The organism is Streptomyces sp. SID13031, assembly GCF_010548305.1.
Lineage (GTDB): Bacteria > Actinomycetota > Actinomycetes > Propionibacteriales > Kribbellaceae > Kribbella.
In genome coordinates this window covers 220046-238848 of record NZ_JAAGLV010000007.1, presented here as the reverse complement: position 1 = coordinate 238848, position 18803 = coordinate 220046, and the positions used below count along the sequence as shown (strand labels likewise).

Sequence of the window (18803 nt, the reverse complement as noted above, 5' to 3'; positions counted from 1 at the left end):
AGCCCCGGCTACAGCCGGCACTTACTTGAGCCCGTAGGCCCTGATGACGGTCTGGGTGACCCTGTTGCCGGCGTTGTCGCCAGCAACAACCTTCAGCGACACAGTCCCCTTGCCCGCCGGTACTACGGCCACGTAGTGACCCAGTGCTCCGACAGTGATGATCCGCCGCCAGGTCTTGCCCTCATCGAAGGACACCGACGCCTGCAGCGAGGTGGACCGCGCAGCAGCCGCACCGGCCTGCTGGTGGACGTTGAACCCGATCACGTGCGGCCGTGCGGCCACTCGCCCGGTCAGATCAACCGGTACGTCGTACCCGACCTGCAGCAGCGGCAGCGCTACCGCCTTGTCGGTCGGAGCCTGCTTGGACCGGAAGTCCCAGACGGTGCGCGTGCTGGTCGCCCAGTTCCACTCCCCCTCCGTGTCTTTCCGCTCCGTCGACAGATCCAGCTTGTACGCCGCGTCGCCGCCGCTCGTGATCACGTCTTCCCACGCGTCCGGCAACTCTGACACCACGGCACCGTCACGGCTCAGAACAGCGGAAGCAGCGGTCGTCTCGCCAACGGTGTAGTGCCCGTCAGCGTCCACGAACGACGGCACTCGGAGCGACAGCCGATCGCCCGTCCGGGTGGAGACGATCCCAGGAGCAGCCGCCGGCCGAACCACCGGCCCGAACCAGGTCTCGTCGGACACCCCTGGCTTGTAGCTGCGCGGCAGCGACGTCAGCCCGCCTTGCAGCGGACCCATGTCGCTCCAGGTCCAGAGGTGGTGCACCTTGTGCTGCCAGAGCGAGTCGCCGGTGGTCACCCACTCCTCGCGGACCTTCGGTGTCTGGACGAACCGCTGGTCGTCGTTCCAGGAGTACTCCTGCCACGGCCGCCAGCCGAACCGCTGCTCCTTGGCCCAGTTGAAGCCGCCGTTGTCGGCGTACGACGTGGTCACCCGCGCGCTGTTCGCCGAGGTCACCTTGTAGTCAATCTTCTTCGGGATGGACCCGCTCGACACCTGCTGTACGTCGTACAGGTAGGGGCTCGAGGTGGTCAGCGTCAGGTCGATCGTCGCGTGCCCCTTCCGCGCCCGGTCGAGCAGCTTCTGTCCGTCGTTGCTACCGGTCACCAGTGCCGGGATCGGCTCCCGGTCTCCGGTCGGCCGCCAGACCGTCCATGCAGACCAGTCCGCCGGCCGGACCAGGATGATGCCCGCGGCACCCGCCTTGGCCGCCGCGTCGATCTGCAACTTCTCGTCGCCGTCTTCGCGGGTCTTGATGACGGCGATGGCGCCCTTGACTCCGCGCAGGTCCTCACCGGGTGCGACCAGGGCGAACCGCTTCTTGCCCTCGAACGACGGCGACTGGTGCAACAGGTTGATGTCCAGCGGCCCGCTGATGCCGGGGATGGACGTGTGCACCATCGGTGCGACCAGTTGCCAGCGGGAGGAGAACTCGAAGCTGCCGGCGGCAACAGGCTTCGTGGGCGTCACCAGGACCTGCTTGACCGTGCTGAAGTGCATGACTCCGTGGCTGATGCTGCGGCCGTTCGGGTACACGCGATGCACGTAGTAGCTCAGTACCGCCTGCTGCTCGGACGGCTTGGGCGTCGTGATCGTGATCGGCACTGCCTTGCGGGCGTCGATGACGATCTCGGTGTCCTTGGTGACAGAGATGTTCGGGTCGGTGAAGAGGCTGACCTTCTCGTCCTGGGTGTTGTAGTCCTCGACCAGCGAGTGGATCAGGTACGTGCCCTCCTCCACCTCGGCCGTGTACTCCGCGCCGTCCCCGATCCACGCCAGCACGTCGGAGCGCGAGTTGTCACCGAACAAGCTGATCACCGGTACGCCGGTGGGCTTGCCGTCCAGGCCGACGGCGCGCAGCTTGACGGTGTGCGTCGGGCCGGCCTTCAGCGTGCCGACCGCGGTGTGCGTCAGCACGCCGTTGGGGCCGGTGGCAACGATCCAGCCGCTGAAGAGACCGCGGACGAGCTTGGCCGGGTCGAGCGTCAGCGGTACGTCGACGCTGCCGCCGGCCGGCACCGTGACGCTGCTCGGCACCGTGAACGCGTCCGTCTCGGGCTGCTTCGAGTCCAGGTTGTCCACATCCACCGAGAGCGTCAGCGTGACGGGTGCGGCGGTGTCGTTGCGGTAGGTGATCGTCTTCGTCGAGCCGGCGCTGACCAGGCCGAAGTCGGCGGTCGCGGTCGCGTACACCTTCTGTGCGACGGCGCGGGCGACATCCACCCGGCCCGAGCCCTGCGCGTAGACGCTCTGGTCCTGGTTCGTCTTGGCCGTGCTGACCAGCGCGTTCTTGAGCTGGTCCGCCTTCCAGTCCGGGTGCGCCTGGGCGAGCAGCGCGGCCGATCCGGCGACGTGCGGCGTCGCCATCGAAGTACCGGAGGCTGCGGTGTAGAGGGCGTCGATCGGCGCACCCATATCGGTGCCGGCGGCGCGGGCGGCGACGATGTCGACGCCGGGTGCGGTGATCTCGGGCTTCACGCCGTTGTCGCCGAGTCGCGGGCCACGGCTGGAGAAGTCGGCCAGCTGGTCGTTGCGGTCGACGGCGCCGACGGTGAGCGCGGACTTCGCAGTACCGGGGGTCCCGATCGATTGGTCGGCGCCGTCGTTGCCGGCGGCCACCACGAACAGCGTGCCCGACGAGGCGGTGATCCGGTCGACGGCCTCGCTGAGCGGGTCCGTACCGTCGGTGGGACCGCCACCGAGGCTCATGTTGACTACCTTGGCGCCGGATTCAGCGGCCCACTCCATCCCGGCGATGATGCCCGAGTCGTAGCCGTAGCCGTCGTCACCGAGAACCTTGCCGATCAGCAGGTCGGCCTTCGGCGCGACGCCCTTCCGCGTGCCGCCCGCTCCAGCGCCGGTACCGGCGATCGTCGCGGCGACATGGGTGCCGTGCCCGAAGTGGTCCTCCGGGCCGGTCGGGCTGTCCGAGAAGTCCTTGGCGTCCTTGACCTTGCCCACCAGGTCGGGATGCGTGGCGTCGACACCGGTGTCCAGTACTGCGACCTTGACGCCGCTGCCCTCGAAGCCGGCCTGCCACGCGGCGGGTGCGCCGATCTGCGGCACGCTCTTGTCGAGGCTCGCGCGGACCCTGCCGTCGAGCCAGATCTTCGAGATCCCGCGGCTCAGGGCGCGGGCGTTCCCGGTCGGCTCGAGCGACTTCCACAGCGCGGGCAGCTCGTCCTTGTCCGCGTGGACCGCCGCGGCACCGATCGAGTCGAGCGTGCGGGTGGTCGTCGTACCGGCCAGCGACTGGGCCCGGGCAGCCGACGGGTCGGCGTACCGGACGATCAGCGGGAGGGCGCTCGCGGCCGAGTCGCCGAAGCCGTCGGCGATCAGCTCGTCGACGTCGAACAGGTCGGCGTCGAGTACACCGGTCGAGATGTACGGCACGGCGTCGCTCGGCAGGACGCGCAGGCCGCCGTCGACCTCGATGGTGTGGAAGGCGATCCGCTCGCGCCCGGGGGCGGGGCGAACGCTGGCGGCCTTCTTGCCGCCGCCGGCGTCGCTGACCTCGACGACGTCACCGGTGATCAGGGTGACGATCGAGGACTTCGCAGCCGGTAGGCCGGTCGCGCGCGGAGTACTGGGAGTGGTCGGAGGCGGCGCAGCACCTGCGGGGATGACCGCGGCGACGCTGAGCGCCAGGACGGCCGCCAGGGTGACGGCGGGCTGGATCGGGGAGGACATGGGCAGATCTCCTCTTCGAGAGGCGTAGGGGCAAGGGCACCTCTACCGAGTGAGTCTGCAACCGGAACCCGCGTCCGTGCGCTGTCCAGCACTGCCGTTAGTGGGACATGGCGCAACCGCGCCACCTCGCCGAATTCCGCGCGAACAGCCGGTTATTCGCCGATCTTCTTCGACCGCAGGACGATCTTGGAGTCGAGCGCGGCGGTCGTACCGCCCTCCGGCGACTGGGTGACGACGACCCAGTTGCGGTCATTGACCAGCAGCCGTCCCTGGCCGGTGGCGTCCTCTTCGGTCAGGTAATAGAAGCCCGCGGCCTGCATGGTGTCCTGAGCCAGCTGATGATTGAGCCCGACCACAGCCGGTACTACCGCGCTGCGCGACGTCTGCGGCGGAGTGGGCGGTTTGGCCGGTGTCGGTGTCGTCGGTGCGGTCGATGCCGTGGGGGTCGGTGCGGGCGGCGTCGGGGTTGCCGTCGGCTGGGGTTGGCTCGCCGTGACGGTGACTGTCGCCGCCGGGAGCGACGGCTGCGGGTCGGCGCAACCCGCGGCCAGCAGCAGCACCGGTACGCACCAGAGAACTCTCATGTGGCGACCCCTCTCCCCTCGAGGCTACTCAGCGACGCCAACCGCAACCGAGCGTTAACGGGACACGCGTCGCGAGGGAGTGCGCCGGCCGCGTACCGGGTGCAGGATCTGCCTATGACGGCACAGCAGTTGGTGCGCAGGTGGGCCTGGGTTGGCACGTTCGTGATCGGCGGCGGGCTCTACCTGCTCGTCCTGGCCGTGCTGACCGACACCGGGAACCCGAACCTCTTCCCCACGATGATCCTGCTCGGTGCGCTCGTCGTACCGCTCACGTTCGTCATGTTCGCGGCCGGCCGCTCCGGTCGCTGGCTGATCGACGGGCCCACGCTGGGTGGCGCGCTGCTCTTCGGTGGCGTCGTTGGCGTGGTGGTCGCCGGCCTGCTCGAGTACGACGCGATGCGCAAGCTCGGGGCGCTCCCGATGCTCGGTGTCGGCCTGATCGAGGAGGCGGCCAAGCTGGTCGTGCCCGCGATCCTGGTGCTGTTCTTCGGCCACCGGTACCGCCGCTCGATCGGCAGCGGCATCGTGATCGGCGTCGCAGTCGGTACTGGGTTCGCCGTCCTGGAGACGATGGGCTACGCGTTCGTCGCGCTACTGCAGTCGGGTGGCAACGTAGGAGCGGCCGAGCAATCGCTCTTCATCCGCGGGCTGCTGTCCCCCGCGGGGCACGCCTCCTGGACCGGCATCACCTGCTGGGGCCTCTGGCGCTTCGCAGTCGCCCCGACCGGCAAGCGATTCCTGGGTTTCCTCGGGGCGTACGCCGTCGCCGTCGCACTACACACCACCTGGGACGGCATCGGCGGCAAGCTCACCTACGCGATCGTCGGCGCAATCAGCATCGGCCTCCTCCTCACCGGCCTCCGCCACGCCCAGCGCGCCGACAACGCACTCCCCGCCTAACAAACCCCAGCGGCAACGCTGAGGGTGCCGCCCACTGGATCCATCGTCGCCACCGTGCCCAGCGGGACGGTGGCAGGGTTGCGGCCGTGGCCGATGGGCAGGCCGCCCAGGATCGGCACCCCGAGTTTCGTCAGTCCGTCGCGGAGTACGTCGAGCACGCCCCAGCCGTTGATCAGATCGTCCTCGAACCCGGTGATCTGGCCCACCGCGACCCCGAGCAGCCCCGCCAGCAGGCCTGATCTCCGGAGCTGGGTGAGGCCACGGTCGACCTGGCCGAGACCTGAGCCGCGGGGTACCTCGAGCAGCAGGATCCCGCCGTCGAGACTTTCCAGATCGGCGCCGACGGCGCCGCGGACCGCCTCGAGGTAGCCACCGAGCAGAAACCCGGTGACCGCGTGGCCGCCGGTCAGCGGAGCACTCAGCTCAGCAGCATCCTGACGCACGACGATCTCCTCCGTGGTCATCAACGCCCGGCGGAAGGCTTCGATCGAACCCGCGTCGAAGTACGGCGCCCACCAGTTCATGAACGGCCCGTGGATGCCGACCAGACCGGCTTCCTTCCACAGCGGCAGATGCAGCGCGGTGATGTCGCTGAACCCGACCAGCGGTTTCGGATCACGCCGGACGGCAGCGAAGTCGAGGCCGTCCGCGATCCGGTAGGCGCCCTTGCCGCCGGTCGTCGCGAAGACCGCGCGGACACCGGGATCCCGGAAGGCGTCGTTCAGATCGGCCAGCCGGTCCTCGTCGGTGCCGGCCAGATAGCCGAGCTCGTCGAACGCGTGCTCAGCGATCTCGACCTGCAGCCCCCACCCGGTCAGCAGTGCAGCGCCTCGGGCGACCAACTCACGGTCGGGCGTGCTGGCGGGAGAGACGAAACGGACCCGGTCGCCGGGTTTGAGACGTGGCGCGAGGACGGGGGCGCGATGAGTGGCCGTCGGCATGCTCCCCACCTTGACCGAGGGGTCCGACAGTTTCGCGGGATTGGACACTTTGTCCATGGTGGACGTAGTGTCCACTCATGGTTCATCGTCTGGCTCCGATCTGCGACGCGATCTCGCGGTTGCTCTCACCGCATGCCGAGGTCGTGCTGCATGACCCGGTGACGGACGAGGTGATCGGGATCTGGAATGCGATCTCGGGGCGGTCGGTCGGTGATCCGTCGCTGCTCGGTGAGCTGCAAGAGGTGACCGAGACCGGTATGGACGTCTACGGCCCCTATCCGAAGTCGCTGCCCGACGGGCGCTGGCTGTCCAGCGTCAGCGCGGTACTGCGGGACGAGGAGGGCAAGCCCGATGTCGTTCTCTGCATCAACGTCGACCGGACCGCCTTCGACGAGGCGAGCCGGATCCTGGCCGCGTTCGCCGCGCCGGTGGTCGGTCAGCCTCGGGTGCTGTTCGAGCACGACTGGTCCGAGGCGCTGAACGAGATCGTCGGCGACCACGTCCGGCGCCGCGGCGTCACCGTCGAGCGGCTGACCAAGCAGGACCGGCTGGAGTTGCTCGCCCAGCTGGACAAGGCTGGCGTGCTCAGTCAGCGGCGCGGCGTGCCGGCGGTCGCCCGCGCACTGAAGATCTCCCGGTCGGCCCTCTACCAGCTGATCGCCGAGGCCCGGAAGGAGCCGAACGATGCCGACCCTGCCTGATTTCAAGCTGGAGACGTACTTCTCGCGGTGGGAGTTCAACGCCCGCTACCACCTCACCGCGTCCGACGCGCAGACGATCGCGATGTCCGAGCTGCTCGAGTTCGCCGACGAGGACGGCCGGCGGCGCTGGGAGACGCTCGCGCTCGGCTACACCGAGACGCGCGGCCTGCCGGCGTTGCGGGAGGAGATCGCCCGCACGTACGACGTCGTCGTACCGGAGGACGTGATGTGTTTCGCCGGCGCCGAAGAGGCGATCTACCTGGCGATGCATGCGTTGCTGGGGGCCGGTGACCACGCCGTCGTGTTGACGCCGAACTACCAGGCGGCCGAGACGATCCCGTTGTCCCTCTGCGAGGTCACCGGCGTCGCATTGGTTGCCGAGAGCAACTGGTCGCTCGATCTCGACGCGGTCGAGCGCGCGCTCCGGCCGAACACCAAGCTGGTGTCGGTCAACTTCCCGAACAACCCGACCGGCGCGGTGCCGGATCCCGCGACCTGGCAGCGGTTGGTGCGGTTGTGTGACGAGCGTGGGATCACGCTGTTCAGCGACGAGGTGTACCGCGGGCTCGAGCTCGACCGGCCGTCGTTGCCGCAGGCAGCCGACCTGTCGGAGAAGGCGCTCTCGCTGAATGTGATGTCCAAGGCGTACGGACTGCCCGGCCTGCGGATCGGCTGGATCGCCTGCCGGGATCGCGCGTTGCTGGACAAGTTGGAGCGAGCCAAGCACTACACCTCGATCTGCAACTCCGCGCCGAGCGAGATCCTCGCACTGATCGGACTCCGCGCCCGCGACCGGTTGCTCGAGCGCAACCGGGGAATCGTCGCGGCCAACCTGCCTTTGTTCGAGGAGTTCTTCGCCGGCTATCCCGACCTCTTCGCTTTCGACCGCCCGCAAGGTGGTTGCGTCTGCTATCCGCGCTATCTCGGTGCGGACGGCGTCGAGGCGATGTGCACCGAGCTGGTTGAGCAAGCCGGTGTCTTGCTGCTGCCGTCGAGCATCTACCACTCAGACCTGACCGAGACTCCACCCGACCGCTTCCGCGTCGGCGTCGGCCGCCTCGCCCCCGAAGAAGCCCTGGGCGAATGGTCAACCTGGTTGGACAAGCGCCGATGACCTCACCCGTGACCGCTCTGACCGCTCTGACCGACCTCGCCACGCTGACTGAGCTGACCGCTCTGACTGAGTTGACCGAGTTGACAGGGTTGACTGAGTTGACTGAGCTGGAGGAGCAGCGATGAGCCTGCCGGTGATCGGACTACCTGAGATCGCCGCGATAGCCACGCCTGAGGTGATCTTCGGAGCGGTCAAGGAAGCTTTGATCGCGCACGCGGAAGGCCGGACGTCGGTGCCGCCGCCGATGGTGCTGGAGTTTCCGGATCACGCCGGGGACTGCCATGTGAAGGCCGGTCATGTCGGGGGCTCCGCGCATTTCGCGGTGAAGATCGCCAGTACGTTCGCGTCGGTGAACAACGGTTTGATCCTCGTCATCGACGCGACCGCCGGCGTACCAGCGGCAGTGCTCGCCGACGAGGGAATGCTGACGGCCTGGCGTACTGCGGCCGCCGGTGCCCTGATCACACACGCGATGACACCACCCGGGATCGACGAGGTAGCGGTTCTCGGCACCGGCGAGCAAGCCCTGCTGCAGGTGACCTGGTTGCGCAAACTCCGCCCGATCAACCGCATCCGCGTCTGGGGCCGCCGCCCGGAAGCAGCCGAACGCCTGTGCCAAGCCTTCGAGAACGAAGGACTCGAAGCGCGAGCCGACGCACTCGAAGGCGGAGGGGCGCCCTGTGTCATCACGACGACAGCCGCCCGATCGCCTTTGCCCACGGAGGCCTTCCGCAACGCCCTACACGTGACCGGGATCGGCACCGACATGCCGGGCAAACACGAACTGCCGGTCGAGTTGTTCGCAGACGCCCTGGTCGTCACCGACGATCACGACCAATGCCTCCACCACGGCGACTTCGGCAACGCAGTCCGCGCCGGCATCATCCGCCCCAACGCGGACCACGCGGTCGGCGCAGTCCTACGCGACGGTCCCGCAGTCCTGCGCGACGGCCGGCCTGCGCGCGGTACGCGGTCTCCTGTGCGGAGTACGCGGTCTATTGCTGATCTGACCGGGGTCGGGGCGACGGATGCGGCGGTGGCTTCTGCGGTGGTGGGAAATCGATTTTCGACGCTGGTCGAATAGGTCTGGCCTGATCCCGAGACTTCTGCGAGGTTCGTAGTCGACCAGTGACACGTCGTCACCGCCCCTCACGACGTCTGGAAGGCATCTCATGAAACGACGGACAGTTCTCGGCAGCATCGCGGCGGCCGGAGTCGGCGCGACGGTCGTCCCGGGGCTGATCGCGCCCGCCACCGCGCAAGCCGCCACCTGGAAGAAGCGCGTCACCGGCGCCGACCTCGACACCAACAGCCGCTGGCAAGTGGCTGGTACCGACCTCGGTATCCCATACGTGCTCGAGAACGGTTCGATCGGCTACCTGTTCGGCGACACCTTCAACACGCCCTGGCCGGAGCAGCAGAACAACGACTGGCGATCCCCGGTCATGCTGCGCTCCGCCGTCCACCCGGGTGCCGCCGGCGGCATCGTCTTCGACAGTGCGGCCAAGGTGGCAGGCAACGGCCGGGCGCCCGAGATCATGCACAACGGTCACAACGGGATCGGCATCGACGGCCTCTGGGAGGTCACGGTGATCCCGAACGACGGCATCAGCTTCCCCGAGACCGGCCGGCAACTCGTCTCCTACATGAGCATCGAGAACTGGAACTCGGCCGGCCCGAACGGCCCGCAATGGAAATCCCGGTACGCCGGTCTGGCCTACTCCGACAACGGCAACGACTTCGTCCGGACCAACCTGAAGTGGTTCAACAGCGGCGACAACCTCGACCCGTTCCAGATGTGGACCATGCAGCGGTCAGGCGACTACGTCTACGTGTTCTCGGTCCGCTCCGGCCGCCAGGACGGCCCGATGATGCTGCGCCGGGTCCCCTGGGATCGTCTGTTCTCCCCGGAGTCCTACGAGGGCTGGGGCTGGAACGGCAGCAACTGGGGCTGGGGCAGGCCTTGTTCGCCGATCCTCAACGGACGCTTCGGCGAGCCCTCGGTGCGCCGGCTGGACGACGGCACCTGGGCGATGGCCTATCTGAACTGCGCCACCGGCAGCATCGTGACCCGGACCGCGACCGGCCCGGACCAGGCCTGGACGAACGAGAAGGTCCAGGTCACCTTCGCGCAGGAGCCGGCGCTGTATGGCGGGTTCATCCACCCGTGGTCGACCAAGGCGGCCAACGGCCTGCATCTGATGGTGTCGAAGTGGACCCGCGATCCGGCCGGCCACAGCACCGCCTACCACGTCAGTCAGTACGCCGGAAGTCTCTGACCGCCGCCCGCGAGCGGGTGGTAGTGGTTACCTGCCAACTAAACTGGTCCGGTAAACAACTAACCACCCAGGAAAGTGGTCTGTTGCGTATTGCGCAACGCGAAATGCGGTACTTGCTCGGAAACGACAGGTTTCGGCAAGGTTTCCGCGAGAGAGAGCACTCACGACTTAGTAACGGATCCTCCTGAACTATTGACTGGTCAGCAGAACCTGGGCGATTCTCTCCACCACTGAACGACAGGTTCATACCAGTCAGCCGGAGGCCGATCCGGCTACTTCGCCAGAGGTGATCCGATGAAGTTCCGTTCCCTTGCCGTCGCCGCAGTTGCGGCTCTATCGCTAACAGCACTCGCAGCTTGTGGGTCCTCCGACGACACCAAGGACAGCGCCGCCGACTCCGGCCCGAAGACGATCGACGTCTGGCTGATGAAGGGCAGCGTCTCCGACGACTTCCTGAAGCGGTTCGAGGCCGGCTTCGCCGCCGACCACCCGGACATCAAGGCCAACGTCCAGATCCAGGAATGGAACGGGATCGGCCCGAAGATCATCGGCGCGCTGGCCAGCAAGGACGCGCCGGACGTGATCGAGGTCGGCAACACCCAGGTCGCGCAGTACTCGGCCAGCGGTGGCGTCAAGGACCTGACCGACAAGAAGTCCGACCTCAAGGGCGACGATTGGATCGAGGGCCTGGCCGGCCCGGGTCTGTACGAGGGCAAGCAGTTCGGCATCCCGTACTACGCCGCGAACCGCGTCGTCGTCTACCGCAAGGACCTCTTCGCCGCCGCGAAGGTCGCCCCGCCGAAGACGCGCGAGGAGTGGCTGTCCACGACCGCCAAGCTGAACACCGGCGGCAACCAGGGCATCTACCTGCCCGGCCAGAACTTCTACGTGCTGTCCGGCTTCATCTGGGACGAGGGCGGCGACCTCGCGGTCAAGGACGGCGACCAGTGGAAGGGCGCGCTGGAGACCCCCGAGGCCCTGAAGGGGATGGACTTCTACAAGCAGATCCAGGCGCTCGGTAAAGGCCCGAAGGACTCCGACGAGGCCAAGCCGACCCAGACCGACGTGTTCGCGCAGGGCAAGGTCGCGCAGATGATCGCCGTCCCGGGTGCCGCTGAGCTGATCGCCCAGGCGAACCCGGCGCTCAAGGACAAGCTGGGCTTCTTCCCGATCCCGGGCAAGACCGCCGACAAGCCGGGTGCCGTCTTCACCGGTGGCTCCGACCTGATCATCCCGGAGGCCTCGGCCGACCAGGATGCGGCCTACACCTTCATCAAGGAACTGGCCGGCGAGAAGTGGCAGACCGATCTCGCCAAGACGATGAAGTACGTGCCGAACCGGACCAGCCTGGCCGCGTCGGTCGGCTCGGACGAGGGCGTCGCCGCAATGGCCGCCGGTGCCGCCAACGGCAAGGCCACCCCGAACTCGCCGAACTGGGCCGCGGTCGAGGCGAAGAACCCGATCAAGGAGTACCAGACCAAGGTGCTGACCGGCGGTGACCCGGCCGCCGCGGCCAAGGCGGCCGACGCGATCATCACCCAGGCCCTGAACACCAAGTAGAACTATGGCTGTGGCTGAAGCAGAGACGACCACAGCAGCCCCCGCCCCCGAGCCCGGTTCGCCGGTCTCGGTCAGGCGGGGGCGACCCCTGTGGGAACGTGCCCTCCCGTACCTGCTGGTCGCGCCGACCGTCCTCGGTACGGCGTACCTGCTGGTGTATCCGCTGGTCCGCAACCTGCTGATCTCGTTCCAGAAGTTCGGCATCGCCCAGCTGATCCGCGGTGGCGCCGAGTTCGTCGGGTTCGACAACTACGCGAAGATCCTGAACGACGAAAAGTTCTGGGGCGTGGTCGGCCGGACCTTCGTCTTCACCGCGATCAACGTCGGCCTGATCATGGTGCTGGCCACCTTCGTCGCCCTGCTGATCGGTGCCCTGGGCAAGTGGATGCGGTTCGCCGTGATGGGCGGCCTGGTGGTCGCCTGGGCGATCCCGGTGATCGCCGCGACGACCGTGTTCCAGTGGCTGTTCCAGTCCCAGTTGGGGGTCGTCAACTGGCTGCTGGTCGCGCTCGGGTTCGAGCAGTTCGACGGTAAGGCGTGGTTCGCGGACGGCAACTCGACGTTCGCGATCGTCGTGTTGCTGATCGTCTGGCAGTCGGTGCCGTTCGCGGCGCTGACCCTGTACGCCGCGATGACGTCGGTACCGAAGGAACTGCACGAGGCGGCCCAGATCGACGGCGCCGGCTCGGTGAAGACCTTCTGGCTGATCACCTTCCCGATCCTGCGGCCGATGTTCGGGCTGATCCTTTGCCTGGAGGTGATCTGGGTGTTCAAGTGCTTCGTCCAGATCTGGGCGATCAGCCAGGGCGGTCCGGGCGACGCCACCTTGACGCTGCCCGTGTACGCGTACCAGATCGCCACCGTGCTGAACCGGTACGACTTGGGCGCGGCGATCTCGATGGTCACGGTGCTGATCCTGGCCGTGGTGCTGCTGGCCTACTTCCGGCAGATGTTCAAGGAGGAGGGCGAACTGTGAGAACCCGCCTCAGCCGCAAGATCGTGCTGAACCTCGTCGGCCTGGGCGTCTTCGCCTTCTCGGTCTTCCCCGTCTACTGGATGGTGCTGACCGCGTTCAAGCCGACCAGGGAGATCCAGGCCGAGACGCCGTCGTTCTTCCCGACGCACGTCACCTTCACGCACTTCAGTACCGCGGTGCACGCGGACGGCTTCTGGACCTTCTGGCGCAACAGCGGGCTGGTCGCGATCAGCGCCGTCCTGCTGTCGCTGGTGGTCGCCTGCCTGGCGGCGTACGCCGTCGGCCGGATGAAGTGGAAGGGCCGGCAGGGGTTCATCCTGATGGTGTTCATCGCCCAGATGACGCCGTGGGAGGCGCTGCTGATCCCGATGTACGTGATCGCCCGCGACACGGACATGCTGGACAAGTTGCCGATCCTGACGCTGATCTACTTCATGATGACGCTGCCGTTCACGATCGTGACGCTGCGCGGCTTCCTGAAGGGCATCCCGGTCGAGCTCGAGGAAGCAGCCCAGGTCGACGGCTGCAACCAGTTCGAGGCGTTCCGGCGGATCGTCTTCCCGCTGCTCGCACCCGGCCTGCTGTCGACGTCGCTGTTCGGCTTCATCACCGCGTGGAACGAGTTCGCCTTCGCGAACCTGCTGATCATCAAGAACCAGGACCAGCGCACGCTGCCGGTCTGGCTCTCGTCGTTCAGCAACACCTTCGGCACGGACTGGGGCGCGACGATGGCCGCCGCCACCTTGTTCATGCTGCCCGTCCTGCTGATCTTCCTGGTCCTGCAGGGCCGCGTCACCTCCGGCGTCGCCGCGGGCGCCGTCAAGGGCTAGTCAGCCTTCAGGCTGTATCAGTCTGGAAAGGTCAACCGCGTCGTGATCCGGTACCGGTCTCCTCGATAGATGGAGCGGGTGTACTCGATCACGGCGCGGTTCGCGTCGCGCGTCGTGCGCTCGAAGAGCAACGCCGGTGAATGCAGCGGTACGTCGAGCAGCGCGGCCTCCTGCGCGTCGGTCACGGTCGGCTCGGTGGTCTGGACCGCGTCTCTCGCGGCGACCCCGTACCTCGCCTTCAGCAACCCGTAGAGCGAGCCGACCTCGAAGTCGCGCCCAGTGATCCCAGGGACGAAGGCGGCCGGGATCCGGATCCGCTCGATGCACATCGGTGCGCCGTCGACGAACCGCAGCCGGACCACCGAGACGAGCTGGTCGCCGGGTGAGATCTCCATCCGCTGCCCGAGCCGCGCGCCGGCGGGTTCGAGCTCGAAGCTGACCAGCTTGCTCTGCCAGGGCGTGCCCTCGGCCGGCGGTACGTGGAAGTCGCCATCCACCGTCGGCTCGAGCGCCTGGTGGATCTTGCGCGAGCTGGTGAACGTGCCGCGGCCGTGCTCGCGGATGATCAGCCCGTCGCGGGCCAGGTCGTCCAGCGCCGCGCGCAGCGTCGGGCGGGACACCCCGAGCGATTCGCTCAGATTGCGTTCGGACGGCAGGGCCTCACCCGGGTTGCGCAGCTCGATCAAACGCAGCAGGCGGTCCCGCGCCTCGGTCCTTCTCATGTGGCGCCTCCAGGATCGCATTGCGGCTAGTGCAACCCTAGCAATACTTACCAGTGGTTTTACCTATGTGAGCGTGTTCATTCCGTGGCAAGGGCTTGACTTGACCAATTGGATAGACCACTTTATGAGGAGATCTCCGCCCCGAGACAAAGGTGTGTGACCCCCATGGCTCGTTCACGCAAGCTCCGCATCACCGCGACAGCCGTAGTACTGGCTGCTCTCGCCGCCGCCGGTGCCAGTACTACGGCGAGTGCCCGCCCCGGCCCTGAGAAGGCGCAGAAAGCGGCTGCCTGTGGTGCGTTCTTCGACGACTTCAACTACAGCTCCCGGACCGACCCCAACTTCACCGGCCACAAGTGGAGCGTCCGGACCGGCGGCGGTGGTCCCGGCATCGAAGGCACCTGGACCGCGAGCAACGTGACCTTCCCGACCGTGGACGGGCAGAAGTCCCTGCAGCTTCGCGCCGCGACCAACGGAACTGTCGGCGGGACCACGCAGTCCCAGGTCCAGCAGAACGATCTGCGCTTCTTCGAGGGCACCTATGCGACCCGGTTCAAGTTCAGCGACACCCCGTCGAGCGGCACCGACGGCGACCACGTCAACCAGACCTTCTACACGATCTCGCCGCTCGACTACGACTGGGAGCCGACCTACAGCGAGCTCGACATCTCGGAGTACCTGCCGAACGGCGGCTGGGGCGAGACCGGCCCGGTCAACTTCATCACCAGCTGGAACACGTACCAGGTCGACCCGTTCGACGGCTGGCGGATCAGCGCCGCACGCAACTACAGCCACGCGGGCTGGCACACGCTGGTCGCCACGGTCGGCGGCGGCCACGTCAAGTACTACATCGACGGCACCCTCGCCGCCGACCACACCACCGACGGCAACGGTCACTCGGTCTACCCGCGCCGGCCGATGACCCTCAACTACAACCAGTGGTTCATCGACCTGGCCGGGCACACCGGTGGTACCAGCGCCTACGTGCAGTCGGCGGACTGGGTGTACTACGCGAAGAACGAAGTACTTTCGCCGGCGACGGCCACCGCGCGGGTGAACTCCTACCGCTCGGCCGGGGCGACGCACGCGGACACGATCAGCTGCTGAATCAGTGACCCGTCAGTACGGTGAGACGGCTCCCATGACCCATGGACAATCGGTTCCGGACTGAGTACGGTCCGTAGCGGCGTCCGCACCACGCCACCGTAGGAGAAGGACTTCACCGTCCTCCTCCCACCAGTCGGTGAGGTGCCGCCCGCCAGTGGTGCCTCACTGGTGGACGGGCTAGCAGCCCGTGGCAGCCGCCGCGAGCTGATGGGGGCCCGTACACCTAGGTGGGGCGGCCGAGCGCCAAGCGCTCCCGCCCCACCGACTCAACTCCCACGCTGCTGACACCTTCCGGCCTACCCCCAACGGTGCACCGTCCCTGTTCGTCATGATGGCTGACAGAGAAACCTACGGATGGTGCTCATGGCTGACTGGGAAGACGCGTTCACCGAGCTACTCGCAGCTCGCGGCGCCGCGCTGCGGTCCTACGCCTATCTGCTGACCGGCGAGAGGGCAGCAGCGGGCGACCTCGTGCAGGACGCTCTGCTGCGAGTGTTCAGCCGGCTGCGGCTCGGCAGCGACGTACTACAGCTCGAGGGGTATGTCCGGCGAGCGATCCTCAACCAGTACATCGATGGCCGCCGCCGCGCCAAGCTCTGGGCGGCGTCCCGGCATCTGCTGGTAGAGCCGCCCGTGCACGAGGACGCGGATGCCACCGTCGCCGACGAGGTCAGGCAGGCGCTGTCGACTCTGTCGCCCAAGCAACGTGCCTGCGTCGTACTGCGGTACTACGAGGACCTGACGGTCCCCGATATCGCCGAGCAGCTGGGCTGCGCCGAGGGCACGGTGAAACGCCATCTGGCCGACGCGAGGGTCAAGTTGGCCGCTCAGCTCGGCACGACCGAAGAGAGCATGAGATGACCTCCCGCGACTTGAAAGACCTTCTCCAGACCGTGGCCGCCAACGGCACCGACCGGGTGGCCGTCGACGAGCAGACACTGATCCCCCGCATCCGCTCCCGCCGCCGTCGTCGCGCGGGCCTGGCAGCTGCTGTCGGCGCCTCGACCGCGGTGGTGATCGCCGCGGCCGCGTTCGCAGTACTGCCGAACGGCGACCAGAAGCAGCCGCCGGTCGCAGCGCCGAATCCCGTACCGACGGTGACCCTCAAACCTGACCGGGTCAAGGGATTCGCCTGCGGGTCCCCGTTGACCGGGGCGATCACTGGCGATCCGTCGCTGCGGCTCGACCTGAACGACAAGGTGCTCACCGTTGATGCCCGTGGGTTCGCCGGACCGTTCAACGCCCAGCTGACCAACACCGGCAGCAAATCGCTGGATCTCTTCGGTACCCCTTACGGACCGTGGATCGTGGTTGTCAAGGACGGAGTCGTGGTGGGCGGCACCTTCGTTGAAGCCCAACCCGGAAAGGGGTGGAAATTCGCCCCCGGTCAGACCATCACCGTGCCGACATCCTTCAGCGCACGCCAGTGCACTCCCGACGGTCTGGAGGGTTCTGCCCGGCTCGCTCCGGGGACCTACCAGCTCTACGCCACCAAGGATCTCCGCCAGAAGAGCGACCTGCCCTCGGGAATCGTCGCCGCCGGCGGACCCTGGACAGTCGAGCTGAAGTAGCGGTCATCCGGGGTTTGCCGGATTGTCGGACAAACTTTGCCCGGTTTTGACGTTCAACCGGTGCGTGTGGCGGGCAGACTGACTGGCAATGCAGTGGTTCCCAACCGCCCCTGGGAGATTGCCGTGACTGCCCTACGTTCACTACGTCCTGTTGTGGTCATCGGCGTGCTGCTGGCGCTGATCGGCTTCGGTGTCACTCCGTCCACCGCCGCGACGACGGCGAACCTCACCGTGAGTGCCGCGATCGGCCAGCAGAACGGGTCGGTCGGCACCGTCGAGGGGTACGTCGTCGGCCAGCCGACGGCGGCCAACACGGTGATCCGGAGCAGCTACACCGCCGACACCGCGCTCGCGCTGGCCGACTCCGCCTCGCAGACGAGTACGGCGTCGATGCTCTACGTGCAGATCCCGAGCGCCTTCCGGGCGCAGTACGGGCTGAAGACGAACCCGGGTCTGCTGGGGACCAAGATCACCGTCACCGGGACGCTGACGCCGTACTTCACGCCGCATGCGGGGCTGAAGGATCCGACCGCGTTCAGCGGTGGGGGCGGTTCGGATCCGGGCGACCCGGGTGATCCGCCGGACCCGGGCGACTACTACTACGCAGCCGCCTCCGGCAAGACCGGCGCGGCCTTGAAGTCCGCCTTGCACACGATCATCTCGAGCCAGACCAAGCTGACCTACGACCAGGTGTGGAACGCGCTCAAGGACACCGACCAGGATCCGGCGAACTCGAACAACGTGATCCTGCTGTACTCCGGCCGCTCGCAGAGCAAGACCACCAACGGTGGCGGCGTGAACGACTGGAACCGCGAACACGTCTGGGCCAAGTCCCACGGCGACTTCGGTACCGCGACCGGCCCCGGCACGGATGTGCACCACCTGCGTCCCGAGGACGTCTCGGTGAACGGTGCGCGCGGCAACCTCGACTTCGACAACGGTGGGTCCACCGTGTCGGAGTGCCCGGGGTGTGCCGCGGATGGCGACTCCTTCTCGCCGCGGGCCGCGGTACGGGGTGATGTCGCGCGGATGATCCTCTACATGGCGGTGCGCTACGAGGGTGGCGACGGCTGGCCGAACCTGGAGCCGAACAACTCGGTGGGCAACGGCTCCGCGCCGTACATCGGCAAGCTCACGGTGCTGAAGGCGTGGAGCGCGGCCGACCCGCCGGACACGTTCGAGAAGCGCCGCAACCAGGTCATCTTCGACACCTGGCAGCACAACCGCAACCCGTTCATCGACCACCCCGAATGGGTCACCTCGATCTGGCCGTAAGCCCGCACGCCTCTTGCTTACGTCCGAAGAACTGGAGGGACGTCATCGTCACTTCTTCGGACGTAAGCAGCGGACATATGGTCGGGGGATGACGATTCCCCGGTTTCACCTCGCCGTGCCGGTCGACGACCTCGCCGCCGCCGCGGAGTTCTACGGCTCCGTGGTCGGCTGCGAACGCGGTCGCAGTTCCGACACCTGGATCGACTGGAACCTGCGCGGCCACCAGTTCGTGACCCACCTGGCCCCCACCCGCCAGCAGCCGATCCACAACCCGGTCGACGGCCACGACGTCCCCGTCCCCCACTTCGGCCTGATCCTGGAAATCCCCGACTTCCACCTCCTGGCCACCCGCTTCCGCGAGGCAGCCACCCCCTTCGTCATCGAGCCCTACCTCCGCTTCGAGAACCAGCCCGGCGAGCAATGGACCATGTTCCTCCACGACCCCGCCGGCAACGCCCTCGAGTTCAAGGCCTTCGCCCACGACGAAGACGTCTTCGCCACCTGAACTGCCCCACCCCTGCCCATCGATCTGCACCGACCCCGATAC

The 18803-nt window shown here is 67.3% G+C and carries 17 protein-coding genes and 2 pseudogenes; 15 read left to right on the top strand and 4 right to left on the bottom strand.

Annotated elements, in window-relative coordinates; translation table 11 throughout:
- Positions 1–21: 21 nt before the first annotated feature.
- Both G3I17_RS16595 and G3I17_RS39835 read right to left on the bottom strand, forming a co-directional pair.
- On the bottom strand, positions 22–3696 hold the full coding sequence (locus G3I17_RS16595) for a S8 family serine peptidase (RefSeq protein WP_164597063.1): 3675 nt from the start codon (positions 3694–3696) through the stop codon (positions 22–24).
- Positions 3697–3848: 152 nt separating this feature from the next.
- The gene (locus G3I17_RS39835; RefSeq protein WP_203590302.1) at positions 3849–4280 is read right to left on the bottom strand and encodes a PASTA domain-containing protein; all 432 of its coding nucleotides are present in this window, start codon (positions 4278–4280) and stop codon (positions 3849–3851) included.
- 114 nt (positions 4281–4394) lie between these two features.
- Between G3I17_RS39835 and G3I17_RS16585 the strand changes: the two genes are divergently transcribed.
- Positions 4395–5180, top strand: a complete 786-nt coding sequence (locus G3I17_RS16585; RefSeq protein WP_164597061.1) for a PrsW family intramembrane metalloprotease — start codon at positions 4395–4397, stop codon at positions 5178–5180.
- Here the strand turns inward: G3I17_RS16585 and G3I17_RS16580 are convergent.
- Positions 5177–6121, bottom strand: a complete 945-nt coding sequence (locus G3I17_RS16580) for an LD-carboxypeptidase (protein WP_164597059.1) — start codon at positions 6119–6121, stop codon at positions 5177–5179. The two genes, G3I17_RS16585 and G3I17_RS16580, sit on opposite strands and share 4 nt — an antisense overlap.
- A gap of 77 nt (positions 6122–6198) precedes the next feature.
- Between G3I17_RS16580 and G3I17_RS16575 the strand changes: the two genes are divergently transcribed.
- The 8 genes from G3I17_RS16575 to G3I17_RS16545 all read left to right on the top strand — a co-directional run bounded on the left by G3I17_RS16575 (position 6199) and on the right by G3I17_RS16545 (position 13581).
- Positions 6199–6822 (top strand): PAS domain-containing protein, encoded by a 624-nt coding sequence (locus G3I17_RS16575; protein WP_164597057.1) that lies wholly within the window; start codon positions 6199–6201, stop codon positions 6820–6822.
- Positions 6806–7936, top strand: coding sequence for an aminotransferase class I/II-fold pyridoxal phosphate-dependent enzyme (locus tag G3I17_RS16570; RefSeq protein WP_164597055.1), 1131 nt, complete (start codon positions 6806–6808; stop codon positions 7934–7936). The genes G3I17_RS16575 and G3I17_RS16570 overlap by 17 nt, the downstream gene beginning before the upstream one ends.
- Complete coding sequence (locus G3I17_RS41650) at positions 7933–8061, top strand: hypothetical protein (RefSeq protein WP_275402484.1); 129 nt, start codon at positions 7933–7935, stop codon at positions 8059–8061. The genes G3I17_RS16570 and G3I17_RS41650 overlap by 4 nt, the downstream gene beginning before the upstream one ends.
- Positions 8058–9020, top strand: coding sequence for an ornithine cyclodeaminase family protein (locus G3I17_RS16565; protein ID WP_164597053.1), 963 nt, complete (start codon positions 8058–8060; stop codon positions 9018–9020). Before G3I17_RS41650 ends, G3I17_RS16565 begins: the two co-directional genes overlap by 4 nt.
- A gap of 88 nt (positions 9021–9108) precedes the next feature.
- The gene (locus G3I17_RS16560) at positions 9109–10215 is read left to right on the top strand and encodes a DUF4185 domain-containing protein (protein WP_164597051.1); all 1107 of its coding nucleotides are present in this window, start codon (positions 9109–9111) and stop codon (positions 10213–10215) included.
- A 294-nt stretch (positions 10216–10509) separates the two neighbouring features.
- On the top strand, positions 10510–11775 hold the full coding sequence (locus tag G3I17_RS16555) for an extracellular solute-binding protein (protein WP_164597049.1): 1266 nt from the start codon (positions 10510–10512) through the stop codon (positions 11773–11775).
- A gap of 88 nt (positions 11776–11863) precedes the next feature.
- Complete coding sequence (locus G3I17_RS16550) at positions 11864–12751, top strand: sugar ABC transporter permease (protein WP_239062623.1); 888 nt, start codon at positions 11864–11866, stop codon at positions 12749–12751.
- Positions 12752–12831: 80 nt separating this feature from the next.
- A complete protein-coding gene (locus G3I17_RS16545; protein ID WP_203590345.1) occupies positions 12832–13581 on the top strand; it encodes a carbohydrate ABC transporter permease in 750 nt (249 codons plus the stop codon).
- A gap of 17 nt (positions 13582–13598) precedes the next feature.
- Here G3I17_RS16545 and G3I17_RS41645 read toward each other — a convergent pair whose 3' ends face one another.
- Positions 13599–14303 (bottom strand): GntR family transcriptional regulator, encoded by a 705-nt coding sequence (locus G3I17_RS41645; protein ID WP_164597043.1) that lies wholly within the window; start codon positions 14301–14303, stop codon positions 13599–13601.
- A gap of 165 nt (positions 14304–14468) precedes the next feature.
- Here G3I17_RS41645 and G3I17_RS16535 point away from each other — a divergent pair, with 165 nt between their 5' ends.
- The 6 genes and pseudogenes from G3I17_RS16535 (at position 14469) to G3I17_RS16515 (ending at position 18761) form a co-directional block, all read left to right on the top strand.
- Positions 14469–15410: a glycoside hydrolase family 16 protein gene (locus tag G3I17_RS16535; RefSeq protein WP_164597041.1), complete on the top strand. Its 942-nt coding sequence runs from the start codon at positions 14469–14471 to the stop codon at positions 15408–15410.
- Positions 15411–15773: 363 nt separating this feature from the next.
- Positions 15774–16271 carry a SigE family RNA polymerase sigma factor gene (locus tag G3I17_RS16530; RefSeq protein ID WP_164597039.1) on the top strand — a complete coding sequence of 166 codons (498 nt, stop codon included), beginning with the start codon at positions 15774–15776 and terminating at the stop codon, positions 16269–16271.
- Positions 16268–16981, top strand: coding sequence for a hypothetical protein (locus G3I17_RS16525; RefSeq protein WP_164597037.1), 714 nt, complete (start codon positions 16268–16270; stop codon positions 16979–16981). Before G3I17_RS16530 ends, G3I17_RS16525 begins: the two co-directional genes overlap by 4 nt.
- A gap of 60 nt (positions 16982–17041) precedes the next feature.
- Positions 17042–17506 (top strand): annotated as a pseudogene (locus G3I17_RS40790) (DUF6359 domain-containing protein); the annotation flags it as partial.
- Positions 17507–17578: 72 nt separating this feature from the next.
- Positions 17579–18256: pseudogene (locus G3I17_RS16520) on the top strand (endonuclease); the annotation flags it as partial.
- Between the two features lie 88 nt (positions 18257–18344).
- Positions 18345–18761 (top strand): VOC family protein, encoded by a 417-nt coding sequence (locus tag G3I17_RS16515; RefSeq protein WP_164597035.1) that lies wholly within the window; start codon positions 18345–18347, stop codon positions 18759–18761.
- Positions 18762–18803: the final 42 nt, after the last annotated feature.

What these genes read in the sequence shown, in the direction of transcription:
- G3I17_RS16580 (WP_164597059.1), bottom strand. Translation starts at nt 6,121, where the DNA reads ATGCCGACGGCCACTCATCGCGCCCCCGTCCTCGCGCCACGTCTCAAA.
- G3I17_RS39835 (WP_203590302.1), bottom strand. Translation starts at nt 4,280, where the DNA reads ATGAGAGTTCTCTGGTGCGTACCGGTGCTGCTGCTGGCCGCGGGTTGC.
- G3I17_RS16570 (WP_164597055.1), top strand. Translation starts at nt 6,806, where the DNA reads ATGCCGACCCTGCCTGATTTCAAGCTGGAGACGTACTTCTCGCGGTGG.
- G3I17_RS16575 (WP_164597057.1), top strand. Translation starts at nt 6,199, where the DNA reads ATGGTTCATCGTCTGGCTCCGATCTGCGACGCGATCTCGCGGTTGCTC.
- G3I17_RS16560 (WP_164597051.1), top strand. Translation starts at nt 9,109, where the DNA reads ATGAAACGACGGACAGTTCTCGGCAGCATCGCGGCGGCCGGAGTCGGC.
- G3I17_RS16515 (WP_164597035.1), top strand. Translation starts at nt 18,345, where the DNA reads ATGACGATTCCCCGGTTTCACCTCGCCGTGCCGGTCGACGACCTCGCC.
- G3I17_RS16585 (WP_164597061.1), top strand. Translation starts at nt 4,395, where the DNA reads ATGACGGCACAGCAGTTGGTGCGCAGGTGGGCCTGGGTTGGCACGTTC.
- G3I17_RS16535 (WP_164597041.1), top strand. Translation starts at nt 14,469, where the DNA reads ATGGCTCGTTCACGCAAGCTCCGCATCACCGCGACAGCCGTAGTACTG.
- G3I17_RS16565 (WP_164597053.1), top strand. Translation starts at nt 8,058, where the DNA reads ATGAGCCTGCCGGTGATCGGACTACCTGAGATCGCCGCGATAGCCACG.
- G3I17_RS16555 (WP_164597049.1), top strand. Translation starts at nt 10,510, where the DNA reads ATGAAGTTCCGTTCCCTTGCCGTCGCCGCAGTTGCGGCTCTATCGCTA.
- G3I17_RS16530 (WP_164597039.1), top strand. Translation starts at nt 15,774, where the DNA reads ATGGCTGACTGGGAAGACGCGTTCACCGAGCTACTCGCAGCTCGCGGC.
- G3I17_RS16545 (WP_203590345.1), top strand. Translation starts at nt 12,832, where the DNA reads ATGGTGCTGACCGCGTTCAAGCCGACCAGGGAGATCCAGGCCGAGACG.
- G3I17_RS41650 (WP_275402484.1), top strand. Translation starts at nt 7,933, where the DNA reads ATGACCTCACCCGTGACCGCTCTGACCGCTCTGACCGACCTCGCCACG.
- G3I17_RS16595 (WP_164597063.1), bottom strand. Translation starts at nt 3,696, where the DNA reads ATGTCCTCCCCGATCCAGCCCGCCGTCACCCTGGCGGCCGTCCTGGCG.
- G3I17_RS41645 (WP_164597043.1), bottom strand. Translation starts at nt 14,303, where the DNA reads ATGAGAAGGACCGAGGCGCGGGACCGCCTGCTGCGTTTGATCGAGCTG.
- G3I17_RS16525 (WP_164597037.1), top strand. Translation starts at nt 16,268, where the DNA reads ATGACCTCCCGCGACTTGAAAGACCTTCTCCAGACCGTGGCCGCCAAC.